The sequence below is a fragment of the Alkalicella caledoniensis genome, from assembly GCF_014467015.1.
In the GTDB taxonomy this organism is placed as follows: Bacteria; Bacillota; Proteinivoracia; order Proteinivoracales; family Proteinivoracaceae; genus Alkalicella; species Alkalicella caledoniensis.
Map to the genome: position 1 here is coordinate 3,441,718 of NZ_CP058559.1, position 16,142 is coordinate 3,457,859.

The window sequence follows — 16,142 nt, forward strand, 5'->3', positions numbered from 1 at the left end:
AGTATAAAATTATGATAAATATAGTTGGCAGTCTTTTTCAGATCTTTTATTGGTTACTAATAGCAAGACTACTTCTGTCATGGATACCAATACAATCACCTAGCAAGACTGTACGGGAAATAATAGGGGCAATTTATAATATTACAGAATTTTATTTACGCCCTTTTAGGAACTTGGTTCCTGCCATTAGAACACGAAATGGATATTTGGATATATCACCAATCATAGGTTTAGTTGTGCTTAATATTATTAGGAACTTAGTGATTTCCTTCTTGAGAAGGGGAGGTTTTTAGTTTTGGATAGAGATAGAATATATAAAATGCTCGATAACGATGTGGACAAGATAGCCATAGCCCACGGTCTAGACTGTGCAGAAATGGCAGCAGATAAAAACATGATTAAAGAGACCCATTTTCTTGACCCATATCATGTGGACATATTAACTAGAGCAACAAACTCAGTATTTGGCGTTAAAGCCCTTGTGGAGGGTGGTTTCCCCGATAGTGAGAGAAAGAAAATAGTTTTTTATCCAGATTATTTTATGAAAGAAGACATAGAACCAGAAATTGCTTTTGTTGAGATAACTGGGACAAACCTTGAAAAGCTTACACATCGTGATTACTTAGGTTCAATACTAGGACTTGGCCTAAAAAGGGAAAAAATAGGTGACATAATTGTCACAGACCATGGTTGTCAGGTAGTCATAAGCAAGGATATTCTAAGCTATGTTATCAATAATTTAAGTAAAGTCGGGAGTATTGATGTAAAGGTTGATGAGATTTTCCCCCATGAGCTAAAAATAACTCCTTCTAAGGTAAAGGAAATTAATGGTACAGTAGCTTCCCTTAGATTAGACGCAGTTGCTAGTTTAGGTTTCGGAGTTTCTAGAACTAAGGTGGGTGCACTAATTAAAAGTGATAAAGTAAAGGTGCAATACAAAGCTATAAATAACCCAGCCCATAACATAAACGAAGGGGACATTATCTCCATAAGGGGAAGGGGAAGAATGGAAGTAGCAGAGGTTGGCAAGTTAACTAAGAAAAATCGTATACATCTAAATGTAAAAAAATATCTGTAATTTTAGATTAATAAAAAGGATTTAACAGAGTTTGGTCGAATTATATACAACAAAGCTTACTATTATTTGGAGGTGTACATATGCCGTTAACCCCACTAGATATTCACAATAAGGAATTTACCCGTGGTTTTAGGGGATATAATGAAGAAGAAGTTAATGAGTTTTTAGACAAAATTGTAAGGGATTTTGAAAGAATTATCAAAGAAAACCAAGATTTATCTGAGAAGGTTACTCAACTAAACCAAAAGCTAGAACACTACTCTAAAATAGAGGAAACTTTACACAATGCCATTGTAGTGGCTCAAGAGACTGCAGAAGAAGTTAAGCAAAACGCCAGTAGAGAAGGCGAGCTTATACGTAGGGAAGCAGAGAGGGAAGCAAAAAGAACTGTTGATGAAGCCATATTAAAGGCTAGAAAAATCCATTCGGAAATGGAAGATATGTCAAAACAAGTTCATGTTTGCCGTACCAGATTTAAATCATTACTGGAAGCCCAGCTAGAAATGATTACTGCAGACGACTGGACAGATCTTGCGAATAATATCAATGAAAATAGGTAAAGTAGTATTCAACGGTGGCAAAAATGGTGCCACTGTTATATGGGAGCTAGCCAAGGTGATTATTCCAATTATCACCTTGGTTAATTTTTTGGAAAGAGCTGGGTTTTTAGAACATATTGCAGAATTTTTGCAACCTGCAATGGGTATTTTTTCTTTGCCAGGAGAGGGAGCTCTAGTATTGATTATAGGAAATTTAACTACAGTTTATGGTGCAGTTGCAGCCATGATGACACTGGACTTAACTGTTAAAGAAATAACTATTTTGTCAACTATGATTGCAATATGTCACAGTATGTTAAGTGAGACAGTAATCGCACGTAAGGTAGGTGCTAAATGGTATGTAGTGTTAGGCTTTAGAGTAAGCATGTCCCTAATAGTGGGAGTGATTTTAGGAATAATATTATAAGGAGCTGAAAAAATGTTGCCAGATCTTTACCATAGTTTTTTAGGGTCTTTAGTTTCTTTATACAATCTTGCCATTATAATATTTCCACTGTTAATTTTTATTGAACTGCTTAAGGAAATAGGTTTAATTTCGTTGCTAGGTAAAGTTTTTGCACCACTTACAAAGTTCTTAAAACTTCCTGAACAATCGGTTTTACCTGTAACAGTAGGCTTTTTAATAGGATTGACCTATGGAGCAGGGGTTATGATTACAGTTGCTAGAGATGAAAATTTTAGTACTAGGGATTTAACTAAAATACTGGTTTTAGTTGGTATAAGCCATGCTTTGGTTGAAGAAACAGTTATTTTTGCAGGCATTGGGGCAAACGCCACTATAGTTATCGTAGCTAGGGTATTGTCAGCTCTTTTTGCCACTGTTTTATATTCTAGGTTTACAAGGGGTGGTTTAAATGCGTTACATGACAGCAGGGGAGTCTCATAATAAAGGGCTTATAGGAGTCATTGAGGGGCTGCCAGCAGGGATAGAGATAGATGAAAAAGTCATAAACAATGAGCTTAAATTGCGACAAGGTGGGTATGGTCGAGGGAAACGGATGGAGTTTGAACAAGATACCGTTGATATAATTTCTGGAATTCGAATGGGAAAAACCATGGGAAGCCCTGTATCCCTCTATATAAGGAACAAAGACTGGGACAACTATGAACATAAATTTCATAAGGAAGGTTTGGAATACTACACTCCTAGGCCTGGTCACGCTGATTTGCCTGGAATGTTAAAGTACAAATTTAGTGACAGTCGTAATGTATTAGAACGGGCAAGTGCAAGGGAAACGGCCATGAGGGTGGCTATAGGGAGTATCTGTCAACAATTTTTAAATTACTTCAAAATCAAAATATACTCCCATGTGAAATCCCTGGGGGCTATTAGCATTAGGGAAACAGGTGACTTTGAGGATATATATAAATCCCCTTTATACTGTCTAGATAAAGGGGCTGAAGAAAAAATGATTGAATTAATTGATACAGCAAAAGCTAAAGGAGATAGCCTAGGCGGAACAGTTGAAACAATAATCACAAATCTGCCACCAGGATTAGGAGATTATACCCATTACGAAAATAGGCTTGATTCAAGACTTGCGGGAAGCATTATGTCCATACCTTCAGTCAAGGGAGTAGAAATTGGTGTGGGTTTTTCAGGAAGTCACATACCAGGCAGCCTCTATCATGATTGTATTTTTTACAATGAAGGAATCAAGAGAGTTCAAAATAATGCTGGTGGTATTGAGGGCGGTATGACTAACGGTGAGCATGTAGTGTTAAGGGCTGTTATCAAACCAATCCCTACACTGAAAATGTCCTTAGGAACTTTTAACACTTTAACCAAAGAAAACTGTAAGACTGACTATCAACGAAGTGATACTACTGTAGTACCAGCGGCATCTGTTGTTGTTAAAAATGTGGTTGCAATAGAGATTGCAAAAGCTATTTTAGATAAATTTGCAGGGGACCACATAGATGACACATTAAATACCTTTACTAGTTATTTAAAAAGGATAGAGGAATTTTAAATGGAAATAAACATAGCAGAAAGTTCAACTTACATTAAAGAAAATTGTTGGGAAATTTTCTCTAAATATGTTTCAAACTACGAAAAGGTGTTTTTTATTATAGATGAAAAGATTCTAAATTTATATCATGAAGATGTAAATAAAATAAGAAGTTACAAGAAAAATACTGTTTTTACCATTACTAAACCAGAAGGGCAAAAAGAATTCAGTACTATAGAGCAACTAGCCACAAAGGCCACTGAATTTGGACTGAATAGGCAAGATGCAGTATTAGCCATTGGTGGTGGAGCAACGTTAGACATTGCCGGATTTTTTTGTTCCATATACAAAAGGGGTATAGACTACTTTAGTTTTCCAACCACCCTCTTGTCCCAAATTGATAGTGCAATCGGTGGGAAAACAGGGGTAAATTTCAATGGTGTAAAAAATGTGTTTGGTAGTTTTTATGATCCAAAGGGAATTTTCATTGACTCAAAATATATAGAAACTCTTTCCAATGAAGACTATTATGGCGGTTTAGGTGAGGTATGGAAATACGCACTTTTAGACAAGGAATTATTTGAGGATATTACCAAAGGAGCTTTAAAAATTCTCAGTAGAGATAACAGTCAACTTTATAAGGTGATTGAAAAATGTATAGTAATCAAGAAACATTACATTGAAGCCGATTACTTTGATAATGCAGGAGTTAGGATAGCATTAAACTTAGGCCATACTTTAGGCCATTTAATTGAAAACAAAGAGCCTTATTTTTTAAATCATGGGTATGCAGTGGCATATGGGTTAAAATTTGCTTTATATATAAGCCTAAGTCTTTCTTATATCTCCAAGGAAGAATATTTAATACGAAAAAAATTCCTTAGTTTACTTTTTTCATTTATACCAGAAATAAATCTAAAGGAGCTTAACACATATATTACCTATTTGAATACTGATAAAAAATTTTCAAAAGGAAAAATCCAGTTTGTTGTACCCACAACAGATGGGTATTCAATTATAAATTTGCTACCCCAAGAATTTAGCCAGGGGTATTTAGATTTTCAGGAGTTGATTTAATATGATAGAAATCACAGGAAAGAAAAAACTAACGCCCTTCATTTACAGACCACAAGGGGATAAATCCATAAGTCACAGGATTGCTATTTTAGGTGCTATTTCAGGTCAAACAGTTAACATATCTAATTTCTCTGGGGCAAAGGACTGTTTAACAACATTAAACTCACTACGAACCATTGGTGCTAGTATTGAAAATGTAGGTAGTGATGTTTCAATTAAGTCATGGAATCCCAAGGGCGAGGAAGTACATCACATTGACTGTGAAAACTCTGGAACTACAGCTCGGTTATTGCCCTCGATACTGGGTGGTTTAAATGTTGAAGCTGAGTTAACGGGAGATCATTCATTAAGAAAAAGGCCAATGGGAAGATTGATAGAGCCCCTTAAGTTTGTTGGTGCAAGAATAAATGATACCAACGGAAAAATGCCCTTAAAAATACAACGGGACTGGAAGCTTACGGGTAAGAGGGTTACTTTAAAGATTGCAAGTGCCCAATTAAAGAGTGCATTGCTTCTAGCCGCTTTATTTTGTGAAGGTAGTATGGAAGTAATAGAGCCTAAAGAAACAAGGGATCATACTGAAAGGATGTTAGTGGACTTTGGTGTGAGAGTTGATAAGTACCATAATAAAGTCACAGTGAAAGGGAAACAACAACTTCGTGCCCCTAAAACCTACTATGTTACTGGAGACTTTTCCTCTGCTGCATACTTTATTGCTTTGGGGATTTTATCTGATAAAAAAATAATTGATGTGAAAGATGTTGGGTTGAATCCCACACGAACAGGTTTTCTAAGAATAACTGAGCTTATGGGTGCTAAAATTTCAGTTCACAACAAAAGAGAGGTTCATGGGGAACCCATGGGAGATTTGGAGATTTTCCCTGCAAAAAATAATCTTAGGGGTATAGATATTCCTGAGGAGTTAGTACCAAATCTCATAGATGAACTACCTTTAATAGCAGTTATTGCAGCATTTTCTAAGGGAAAAACTAAGGTGACTGCAGCTAGTGAACTTAGAGTAAAAGAAAGCGACAGAATCACAAGTATTATCACTTGCCTTAGAAAAATGGGCGTAGATGCTTTAGAATTAGAAGACGGGTTTGAAATAACCGGTGGAAATCCTTTACACGGTTCAGAACTATTTTGTTCTGAGGACCATAGGATTATCATGTCTATGACCATAGCAGCACTTTTGGCTGAAGGTAAAACAAAAATAATTGATAGCAACTGGGTCTCAGTATCCAATAGTCAGTTCTTTAACGACATAAAAAAAATAGCTCCAGAATCATTTTCCTCATAACAAAATTTCACAAACCTAGCTTAGCCTTTAGCCGTTAGCTTTTAGCCTTTAGAGATCATAAAGATCATGTAGATCTGTGGCTTGAAAAAATATCTTTTAAGATGTTTTTTCGCAAAGTACTACACAAGCTATTTCATTTTGTCAATTACGGAAAGGTTTTAAAGATTTTAAAAGGTCGTATTTTATGGTTACATTTTTAATAGACTTTAGTGTAATACTATTTTTAGTAAGGGATGGTGTTTCTTTTGAAAAAAAGTCAGATAGAGAAACATTTACTTGATAGGATTGAAGACCTTTCATTGAAAATGGAAAGGATGCAATTAGCTGAGTATATGAATATGCTAAATGACCCTAAGAGATACCTTATGGTTAATTTTTTAGGTGGTGTAGCTAGAGGGTTAGGAATGGCTGTCGGTTTTACACTACTAGGTGCCTTAGTTATTTATTTTCTTCAAAGGGTAGTATTACTTAATCTTCCTGTAATTGGAGACTTTATTGCAGATATAGTAAGACTTGTACAAAATCAAACTCAAGGAGGATCATAAAAATTGGATATCAGTAAGTATAAAAAACAACTATTAGACCTTAAACAAGACATAGAAGAAAATGGCCTAAACGATATCAAGTCCTTTAAAGATAGTACAGGGGAGTTATCCCTTATAGATAACCACCCAGCTGATGTAGGGGATGAACTTTTTGAGAGAAGCAAAGATTTAAGTATAAGGGAAAATAATGATATGATGCTCGATAAAATAAATGACGCCTTAGAAAATATAGAAAAAGGGACATATGGTGTTTGTAGTAAATGTGGTAAGGAGATTGAGGGGCCAAGGCTAGATGCCGTTCCATACGCTGTTGAGTGTAAAGGCTGTAATAGCAGCAAAGGAGAGAATTTCAATAGTCGCAGACCTGTGGAAGAGGAAGTCTTAGAAGTCCCCTTTAATCGTAGCTACAGAGGGAACAAAGATGAAACACTTTATGATGGGGAAGATAGCTGGCAGGATGTGGCTAGATATGGAACCTCTGAGACAGGGCAAGATGTACAGGAAGAATCTAAGGATATGGCCTATGAACATTCCAATGAGAGTAGAGGATTCGTAGAGGAAGTTGAAGAGATTTTTCAAGAAGATATGGATGGTGATATTTCAACCAATAGGAAATTTAAAAAATAACTTGCAGGTCTTTCGTTAGACAAGCAAGTTTTTTTTTGTTAGAATTACTTAAGTATAAGAAAATATTGAACGGAGTGACAAAAATGGGTATCATCATCATTATCTTAGGAATAATTTTAATCGATCAAATTAGCAAACTTATAATTGTAAATAACATGGTTTTAGGTCAATCAATCCCTGTCATCAACAATTTTTTTCATATTACATATGTACGTAATCCGGGCGCTGCCTTTGGAATTTTAGCCTACAGAACTGAATTCTTTATTATAATAACCACACTTGTGGTTATAATCCTAGGGTACTATGTTTATAAGCTAAAAAAGGATCAACTACTTTTAAAAATAGCATTCGCCTTACAGATCGGTGGTGCAATTGGTAATTTTATAGATAGGATCCGAGAAGGATATGTTGTTGATTTTCTAGATTTCAAAGTGTGGTCCCCGGTTTTTAACATAGCTGATATGGCTATTGTTATAGGTGTAGGACTATTTGCACTGGAGGTTTTGTTAGAGTATATTAACGAGAAAAAAGCTGAGGTGTAGCCAAAAATGTATGACGAGATGGAAATAATCGCAACAGAAAATAAAAGAATAGACGGCTATCTAGCTGATGAGTTACAAGGGATTTCCAGATCCCAAATTCAAAAGTTAATCATAAACGGAAATGTAAAGGTAAATGGAGTAATAATTTACAAAGTAAACCACAAGCTTAAACCAGAAGATACAGTTATAGTAACAATCCCTGACCCTGAGGATTCCAACGTGAATCCTGAGAATATACCACTAGAGATTGTTTACCAAGACAAGGATTTAGCTGTTATAAATAAGCCCCGTGGTATGGTTGTACATCCTGCACCAGGGCATAGCCATGGGACAATGGTTAATGCATTACTATATCATATTAAAGATCTTTCAACCATTGGTGGTGTTATAAGACCAGGGATAGTACATAGGCTAGATAAAGACACATCTGGCCTCTTGGTCATTGCCAAAAATGATGCAGCACACCAGGATTTGTCCAACCAAATGAAGGATAGAACCACTAAGAAAATCTACTGGGCTATAGCCGAGGGTATTATAAAAGAAGAGAAGGGTGTTATCCATGCACCTATAGCAAGGCATCCTGTGGACAGGCAGAAAATGGCTGTGGTAACAAAAGGTAGAACCCGAGAAGCCATAACTCATTTTAATGTCTTAGAAAGATTTAAAAATCATACCTTAGTGGAACTGAAACTGGAAACAGGAAGGACTCATCAAATAAGGGTGCATTTAAGTTATATTGGTCATCCTTTACTTGGAGATCCCACTTATGGGTTTAAGAAACAAAAATTCAAATCTGAAGGGCAAATACTTCACGCGAAAACTTTAGGACTTACTCACCCTAAGACAGGCCAGTGGATGGAGTGGGACAGCGAGATTCCACTGTATTTTAACAACATGATTAAGAAAGTAAGCCTATAAAAGTTTCATATTCATAAATAATATAAAAAAAGTGTTGAATAATGTCTATTTGTATGTTAATATCTATCTAAGCCTTTAAACTAATCCGAGAGATTAGTAAGGAGTGAACCTATATGATTTAGGGTATACTACTTCTTGCTAAGCAAGAAGTTTTTTTATGCCAAAAACATACAGGGAACCTTTAAACTGGGTCGGGAGCCTAGTAAGGAAGTAATAGTTTCCTTATTCCCCCCTAAGGCTAAAAAAACCTGAGGAGGAAATCAAATGTCAGAGAGAAAATTAACACCCCTTAACATTTTGCCATTATCCATTCAACATTTATTCGCAATGTTCGGTGCAACAATACTTGTACCAGCCCTTACAGGTCTTGATCCATTAGTAGCACTATTTACATCAGGTATGGGTACTATTTTATTTGCAATCATAACAAAAGGTAAGGTGCCAGCATACTTAGGATCTTCCTTCGCTTTTATAGCCCCTATTATAGTGGTTAGAGATAGCCACTCTATTGCAGTAGCCATGGGAGCATGTGTTGTTGTAGGTTTGGTATATGTAATTGTATCAGCTTTAGTAAAAGTCGTGGGAACTAAGTTTTTTGAGAAATACTTACCAGCAGTTGTTGTAGGTCCAGTAATTATGACAATTGGTTTGTCTTTAGCAGGTGTTGCTAACGATATGGCTTCAGGGCACCTACCACTAGCACTTATTACACTATCCATAGTTATTGCCTTCACCATCTTTGGCAAAGGAATGCTTAAAATAATCCCAATACTACTGGGTATAGCCGGTGGTTATGTAATAGCTTTAATCTTCAACTTCTTGATAGTAAACAACATGGTACCAGAGTTTTTAACAGGAATTATTGGTACAGAAGCAATTTTTGATTTTAGTGAACTTGCTAAAACAAGCTGGATGCCAGCACTTCCAAACTTCATTAAACCAGAATTTGAGATATCAGCCATGGTAGCAATAGTACCATTTGCTATTGTTACACTAGTAGAGCACTTAGGTGATGTACTGGCTATAGGAAAAACAGTTGAGCAAGATTTCGTTAAGGAACCTGGCTTACACAGAACCATCTTAGGTGATGGAGTAGCCACCTTATTAGCTGCCTTTGTAGGTGGCCCTCCAAACACAACCTATGGTGAAAATATTGGTGTACTTGCAATCACAAAGGTTAGAGAACCTATAGTAGTGCAAGTGGCTGCTTTAATAGTTCTTGTACTAAGTTTCTTGCCAAAATTCGGTGCCTTACTTGCTACAATCCCAGTAGCAGTAATGGGCGGTATCGTAATACTACTTTTCGGTATGATATCTTCAGTGGGGATTAGAACATTAGTTGATTCTAAAATAGATCTAGCAAACACTAGAAACCTTATCATAGTATCCTCAATTTTAATATTTGCCTTAAGTGGAATCGAAATATTAGGATTCTACGGAATGGGACTAGGTGCCCTTGTAGGTATATTCTTAAATGCTGTCTTACCTGAAAAAGTAAGTAAGTAATATAATATAATAGTAAAAAAAATAACCCGTGAGGGTTATTTTTTATGTTCTCTCCATCTTTACAATATTTTCTTCAGAAGGTGTCACAAACAAAGTTTTATACTCAACATAATTTACCATTCCTGGTTTTGCCCCTTTGGGTTTAAAAACATTTTTTACTTCTGTGTAGTCCACTGGTACATTAGAAGACAATTTACCTTTGCTATAGTATGCGGCGAGGAGGGCTGCCTCGTATAAGGTGTTCTCGGGAGCCCTGGAGCCATCTTTTATGATGACATGACTACCAGGTATGCCTTTAACATGGAACCATACATCATCCTTTTTAGCCACTCTCAGAGTAAGTTGGTCGTTTTGTTTATTATTTCTACCAACTAAAATAGTAAATCCATCACTGGATATATAGTTTAATGGTTTTGACTCCTCAGGAGTCTTTTTTTGATTTTGGCCATTTTTAAATCCCTTTTCCACTTTGTGTTTAACATAACCCTCTTTTTCAAGTTCTTTTTCTATTTCTAATAAGCCTATTCTATCGGTATTAGTTTCAACATACAAAATCAAAGACTCTAGGTACAAGATTTCTTCATTTACTTTATTTAAGTTGTCTTGTACTATGGCAAGTCCCCTTTTTGCCTTAGAGTATTTTTTATAGTAATACTGACTATTTTGTATGGGGTTTAGGCTTGGATCGAGCTTTATTGTCTCGGTTTGAGAAGTAAAATAATTAATTACATCTATACTAGTCATTCCCTTTTTTATGAAGTGTAAGTTTGCCATTAGTAAATCACCTATGTCTTTAAAGTGATTGCTATTTGTGTAAAGGTCTAAATCCTTATTTAGAGTTTTTTGCTTTTTTTGTAACTTCTTAAGACTTTGGTTTATGACTTTGTTAAGAATAGATTTGGTTCTATTTATAATATCTATTGACTCTTTGGTATCGTAAAATTCCCTGACTAAATCCATAAATGAAGTGTGTTCTTGACTTTTAATTTTCCCATTTAGATGATCCAGTTGCATACAATAAAAGTCTTTCAACATTCCTTTACTGTCAATGAACATTATAGGTTTAAACTTTATATTCTGGAGAAAATCTTTATATTTATCTATTATAACACCTATTTTATTATCATCTAACTTGCCTAAGGGTTCATTTTCTAAAGAGTACTTGTATAAAAATTCCTTTACTAGTATTGGGCTAGCCTTTGGAAAGTACTTAACTATAACTTTGTCGAGGTTTAAGTTCTCATCACCTAGTGATCTAATCATGAACTCTTTGGTATTCAAATTACCTTCTGACAATTTTAATTGAGCAGGTGGGAGCGAGTACTGTCCACCTACTTTGAGCTCTCTAACGGATGACTGGATAGGCTTTAGCAGCCCTAATACTTCAAGTGTGTCTACCTGATAAAATACTACATTACTATGTTTCCCCATGATTTCAAAGGAAAGTATCCATTTAGCAACATTGCCATTTGGATGCCTTCCTTGAAAGACAAAATTTATTATCCTCTCATTTTCCACAACATTTACTTCTAGGATTTTGCTGCCTATGAGGTATTTCCTTAACAACATACAAAATGCAGGAGGATTACTGGGGTTTTCCGTAGATTTTTTTGTTATTCTAAAGTGTGTATTTTCAGCACCTGAATCAAGTCTTAAAAAAACTGTTTCGCCAGGTTTTCTAATAGAAAACAATAGCTCTAAGCTACGGGGTTGGTATATCTTATCTACCCTTGAATTTATTAAATCGTTACTTACTTCACTTACATATTTATTTAAAAACAAAATATCTAGCATATAATTTGCCCCCTTTATCTTTAGTTTAGCTAAATTTGGTTATTTAGTCAAAACATATGTAAAACGTGAAAGTTAAGTATTATTTTCTAAGTTATTGCATAAAAATTTTGTAGTAAACAAAAGGAGGTGTATAAGAGGTGTTAGACCTTTCTTTAAAGGAAATACAATCCAAATTAGTGACAGACTTTGAAAGGGGATTAAACTCTAAACAGCACCAGCAAAGATTAAAAAAAGATGGTGAAAATATATTACAAAAAACCCATAGTATCTCGCCCATTAGTATATTTTTAAGTCAGTTTAAAGATGCAATGGTGTTGGTATTGTTAATGGCAACTCTTATTTCAGGTATCTTAGGCGAAATATACGATGGTATAACAATTGTAATAATCATTATGCTTAATGCAGTTCTTGGCTTCATCCAGGAATACAAAGCAGAAAAATCATTACAGGCCCTTTCAAAACTTACAGCACCTAAAACTAAAGTTATACGGGATGGAAAAACAGTTAATGTGGATACAAAAGAATTAGTTGTAGGGGACATAGTTTTACTGAGTAGTGGAGATAAGGTCCCAGCGGATCTTAGAATTATTGAAGAATATTCACTGGAGGTTGACGAATCTGCCCTTACTGGCGAATCGGTACCTGTAGTAAAAGACGCCACAAAAATGGTCGATGGAATAAATATAGCTGATGCTGTAAATTCATGTTTTAAAGGAACATCTGTTACTAAAGGTAGAGGAAAAGGTGTGGTTGTGGCCACTGGAATGGATACAGCCATGGGGCAAATTGCAGATATGATTCAAACAGCGGGAAATGAGCCTACACCCCTCCAAATAAGACTTGCACAGTTGGGTAAGATTTTGGTAACAATTTGCCTTATTGTCAGTGTCTTAGTGGTTCTCGTTGGTATATGGCGTGGTGAAGATATCTATAAAATGTTCCTAGCAGGTGTAAGTCTCGCAGTTGCTGCCATACCAGAAGGTTTGCCTGCTATAGTTACAGTGTGCTTAGCTATTGGTGTACAAAGGATGTTAAGAAGGAGGGCAATTGTTCGGAAGCTACCTGCCGTTGAGACCCTAGGTTGTGCAACAGTTGTGTGTAGCGATAAGACAGGTACCCTTACCCAAAATAAAATGACAGTTGAAAAGGTGTACTTTGATAACAGCAATATCGAGGTAACAGGTAATGGGTATGAACCTAGAGGTCAGCTATTTTTAAAAAATCAAACTGTAAGTACAGAAAATAAAATCTTAGAAAAATTAATGGAAATAGCGGTGTTGTGCAATAATGCCACTCTACATAAAAAGGAAATTCCTATTAAGGGTATGTTTAGAAAAGGTAAAGACAACTGGTCAATTGATGGAGATCCAACAGAAGGGGCGTTATTAGTTTTAGGAGCAAAGACTGGGTGGTGGAAAGAGAAACTCTTAACTAACTATAAAATATTTAAGGAATTCCCCTTTGATTCATCTAGAAAAATGATGAGTGTAGTTGTTGATAAGGGAGCAAGTAAATTTACACTTACAAAGGGTGCCCCTGATATTGTTTTAGATAAATGTACTAAAATTCTTGAAAAGGGCATAGAACAGCCTCTAACAGAATCAAAAAAAGAAACCATCAAAAGGGTAATTGAGGATTATGGTAAAGAAGGATATAGAAACATAGCATTAAGCTATAATACTTATACTAACGACTATTCAGTTGAAAGCAATATGATATTTGTGGGTGTCTGCGCCATATCTGACCCCCCTAGGCCAGAGGTTTTTAGTGCTGTTGAAAAGTGCAAGAGAGCAGGAATAAAAACAGTTATGATCACTGGTGATCATAAGGATACTGCCACTGCCATAGCTAGACAACTTAAAATTCTACCTGAATATGGAAAGGTGCTGACAGGAATAGATATGTCTAGTATGAGTTTTGAGGAATTAAAAGAGGTAGTGGATGAAGTTTATGTCTATGCTAGAGTTCTACCGGAACATAAACTTAAAATTGTTAAAGCACTTAAAGCAATAGGTCACACCGTTGCAATGACTGGGGATGGGATAAATGACGGTCCAGCCATAAAAGAGGCAGATATAGGAATAGCAATGGGTATAACGGGTACTGAAGTAACAAAAGAGGCTGCATCCCTAATACTAACAGACGATAACTTCGCAACAATTGTTGAAGCTGTTGAAGAAGGAAGAAGTATTTATGATAATATTAGAAAATTTATACGTTTTTTGCTCTCGTGTAATATTGGTGAGATAATGACTATGCTATTGGCAATGCTTATGGGCTTGCCACTACCTTTAAAGCCTATTCAAATACTGTGGGTCAATCTAGCAACAGATGGGTTGCCTGCAATGGCCCTGGGGTTAGAAAAAGCTGAAAAAGGTATCATGGAGAGAAAACCCCGGGGTAAAAATGAAAGTATTTTTTCTAGGGGGTTAGACTTTAAGATATTTAGTAGGGGGATGTTAATAGGGTTTATTACCCTTACCATGTTCATCATTGGCTATAGAAAATCAATGGGTGATATAGAATTTGCAAGAACCATGGCCTTTGCAACACTTATATGTGCACAGTTGTTCCATGTATTCGATTGTAAGAGTGAAGACAAGTCCATATTTGAAATAAACATTTTTAGTAATTTGTATTTAGTCTTTGCAGTGCTTTCATCATCAGTTCTTATGCTTATTGTAATTTATCTACCAAGCTTACAAGGGGTATTCTCAACTAAACCCTTAGAGTTAACAGATTGGTTATGGATTGTCTGTATAGTTTGTATACCTTATGCAATCCAAATGATAAAATTAATACTACTGTTTGTATTCAAACCCAAAGCTGTAACTACAAAGTGAATACTAAAAATATAAAATGAGTAGCCTTGGTTGGCTGCTCTTTTTATATGAAAAAAAGTCAAAAAATTTAGCACTACAAAATGGCCAGTCTTTTATAAAAACGAGCAAAAACGTAGAATTTAGAGAAATAGCTTGAATTTTTGAGATTTATTGGTTAAAATTATCAAGAGGGTGGTGAAACTATATAATGATACGTAGTATGACAGGATTTTCAAGACAAATAGTAGAAATTGCAAGTGAAACAGTGACAATTGAAATAAAAAGTGTTAACAATCGATATTTAGATATCGTTGTAAAGATGCCTGACGACTTTTCTTTTATAGAAGAAGAAATCAAATCTGTGGTAAGAAAATCAGTTAAAAGAGGAAGAATAGATATCAAACTGAAATGGAAAAATAATTTGGGCTCCTCGGGTCAAGAAATAAACAAAGAATTATTAATTCACTTGGTAAATCAAAGCAGGCTTGTAGCAGAGGAATTAAATATGGATGCACCCACTAACATAGATAGATTATTGCTAGTTAATGGAGTGGTAACTGATAAAAAGGTTGTTATAGAAGAAAACTTTATTAAAGAAAGCATTATAAGTTCTCTTAAAACAGGACTTAAGGAATTTAATTCTATGAGATTTGACGAAGGGCAAAGATTGAAAGAGGATATAGAGTATAGATTAAATGTAATAAGGGAATTATTAGCAGGTATAAAGGATAGTCAAAACACTGTAGTGGAAGAATACAGAGAAAAACTAGGTCAAAGAGTCAGCAAATTGAAAACCGAGGGTCTAGAATTTGACGAATCTAGATTGCTTAGTGAAATTGCACTATTCGCTGAGAGATGCAGCATAACAGAAGAAATAGTACGTCTTGAAAGTCATCTGATTGAATTTGTAAAAACAGTAAATACGGGTGATTCTGTGGGAAGAAAATTAGACTTTTTATTACAAGAGATAAACAGGGAAGTAAACACCATAGGCTCAAAGGCAAATAATTATAACATAGCTAAAATAGTTGTAGATATCAAAGGTGAGGCTGAAAAGATTAGGGAACAAATACAAAACATTGAATAAGAATGAACTACATAGATATTTTGAGAGAGACGGAGGTAACGAAATGGATATTAAATTAATTAATATAGGATTTGGCAACATAGTATCAGCAAATAGAATTGTGGCTATAGTCAGTCCTGAGTCAGCTCCTATTAAAAGAATAATACAAGAAGCAAGGGATAAGGGTATGCTTATTGATGCAACTTATGGTAGAAGGACACGGGCTGTTGTTATTACAGACAGTGAACATATTATTCTTTCTGCTGTTCAGCCAGAAACCGTGGCACAAAGACTGCAATCTAAAGAATCAAACCAAAGTAATGATCAGAGTCAAGAGGAAGAATAGGGAGAGGAT

Annotated in this window: 17 protein-coding genes; 16 read left to right on the plus strand and 1 reads right to left on the minus strand. The window is 35.4% G+C overall.

Features of this window, described 5'->3' with window-relative positions; genetic code table 11:
* The first annotated feature begins 11 nt into the window (after positions 1-11).
* The 13 genes from HYG86_RS16850 to HYG86_RS16910 all read left to right on the plus strand — a co-directional run bounded on the left by HYG86_RS16850 (position 12) and on the right by HYG86_RS16910 (position 10,105).
* On the plus strand, positions 12-293 hold the full coding sequence (locus HYG86_RS16850; RefSeq protein ID WP_213166713.1) for a YggT family protein: 282 nt from the start codon (positions 12-14) through the stop codon (positions 291-293).
* Between the two features lie 2 nt (positions 294-295).
* Positions 296-1,078 (plus strand): YlmH family RNA-binding protein, encoded by a 783-nt coding sequence (locus tag HYG86_RS16855; RefSeq protein WP_213166714.1) that lies wholly within the window; start codon positions 296-298, stop codon positions 1,076-1,078.
* 80 nt (positions 1,079-1,158) lie between these two features.
* Complete coding sequence (locus HYG86_RS16860) at positions 1,159-1,638, plus strand: DivIVA domain-containing protein (RefSeq protein WP_213166715.1); 480 nt, start codon at positions 1,159-1,161, stop codon at positions 1,636-1,638.
* Positions 1,625-2,044, plus strand: coding sequence for a nucleoside recognition domain-containing protein (locus HYG86_RS16865; protein WP_213166716.1), 420 nt, complete (start codon positions 1,625-1,627; stop codon positions 2,042-2,044). The genes HYG86_RS16860 and HYG86_RS16865 overlap by 14 nt, the downstream gene beginning before the upstream one ends.
* A 12-nt stretch (positions 2,045-2,056) precedes the next feature.
* Positions 2,057-2,524, plus strand: coding sequence for a nucleoside recognition domain-containing protein (locus tag HYG86_RS16870; protein WP_213166717.1), 468 nt, complete (start codon positions 2,057-2,059; stop codon positions 2,522-2,524).
* Positions 2,493-3,611 (plus strand): chorismate synthase, encoded by a 1,119-nt coding sequence (aroC, locus tag HYG86_RS16875; RefSeq protein WP_213166718.1) that lies wholly within the window; start codon positions 2,493-2,495, stop codon positions 3,609-3,611. The genes HYG86_RS16870 and aroC overlap by 32 nt, the downstream gene beginning before the upstream one ends.
* Entirely contained in the window at positions 3,612-4,667 is a 1,056-nt protein-coding gene (locus tag HYG86_RS16880; RefSeq protein WP_213166719.1) for a 3-dehydroquinate synthase, read from the plus strand.
* A gap of 1 nt (position 4,668) precedes the next feature.
* Complete coding sequence (gene aroA / locus HYG86_RS16885) at positions 4,669-5,967, plus strand: 3-phosphoshikimate 1-carboxyvinyltransferase (RefSeq protein ID WP_213166720.1); 1,299 nt, start codon at positions 4,669-4,671, stop codon at positions 5,965-5,967.
* 245 nt (positions 5,968-6,212) lie between these two features.
* Positions 6,213-6,512 (plus strand): DUF5665 domain-containing protein, encoded by a 300-nt coding sequence (locus tag HYG86_RS16890; protein ID WP_425489229.1) that lies wholly within the window; start codon positions 6,213-6,215, stop codon positions 6,510-6,512.
* Between the two features lie 3 nt (positions 6,513-6,515).
* On the plus strand, positions 6,516-7,139 hold the full coding sequence (locus tag HYG86_RS16895; protein ID WP_213166722.1) for a TraR/DksA C4-type zinc finger protein: 624 nt from the start codon (positions 6,516-6,518) through the stop codon (positions 7,137-7,139).
* Between the two features lie 83 nt (positions 7,140-7,222).
* Entirely contained in the window at positions 7,223-7,681 is a 459-nt protein-coding gene (lspA, locus tag HYG86_RS16900) for a signal peptidase II (RefSeq protein ID WP_213166723.1), read from the plus strand.
* 6 nt (positions 7,682-7,687) lie between these two features.
* Entirely contained in the window at positions 7,688-8,599 is a 912-nt protein-coding gene (locus HYG86_RS16905; protein WP_213166724.1) for an RluA family pseudouridine synthase, read from the plus strand.
* 264 nt (positions 8,600-8,863) lie between these two features.
* Complete coding sequence (locus HYG86_RS16910; RefSeq protein ID WP_213166725.1) at positions 8,864-10,105, plus strand: uracil-xanthine permease family protein; 1,242 nt, start codon at positions 8,864-8,866, stop codon at positions 10,103-10,105.
* A gap of 42 nt (positions 10,106-10,147) precedes the next feature.
* On the opposite strand, the gene HYG86_RS16915 is transcribed toward HYG86_RS16910, so the two are convergent.
* On the minus strand, positions 10,148-11,899 hold the full coding sequence (locus tag HYG86_RS16915) for an Rqc2 family fibronectin-binding protein (protein WP_213166726.1): 1,752 nt from the start codon (positions 11,897-11,899) through the stop codon (positions 10,148-10,150).
* 137 nt (positions 11,900-12,036) lie between these two features.
* Here HYG86_RS16915 and HYG86_RS16920 point away from each other — a divergent pair, with 137 nt between their 5' ends.
* From HYG86_RS16920 to remA, 3 genes are all read left to right on the plus strand, one after another.
* Positions 12,037-14,742 carry a calcium-translocating P-type ATPase, SERCA-type gene (locus tag HYG86_RS16920; protein WP_213166727.1) on the plus strand — a complete coding sequence of 902 codons (2,706 nt, stop codon included), beginning with the start codon at positions 12,037-12,039 and terminating at the stop codon, positions 14,740-14,742.
* Positions 14,743-14,929: 187 nt separating this feature from the next.
* A complete protein-coding gene (locus HYG86_RS16925; RefSeq protein ID WP_213166728.1) occupies positions 14,930-15,808 on the plus strand; it encodes a YicC/YloC family endoribonuclease in 879 nt (292 codons plus the stop codon).
* Positions 15,809-15,851: 43 nt separating this feature from the next.
* A complete protein-coding gene (remA, locus tag HYG86_RS16930) occupies positions 15,852-16,133 on the plus strand; it encodes an extracellular matrix/biofilm regulator RemA (protein ID WP_213166729.1) in 282 nt (93 codons plus the stop codon).
* Positions 16,134-16,142 lie beyond the last annotated feature (9 nt).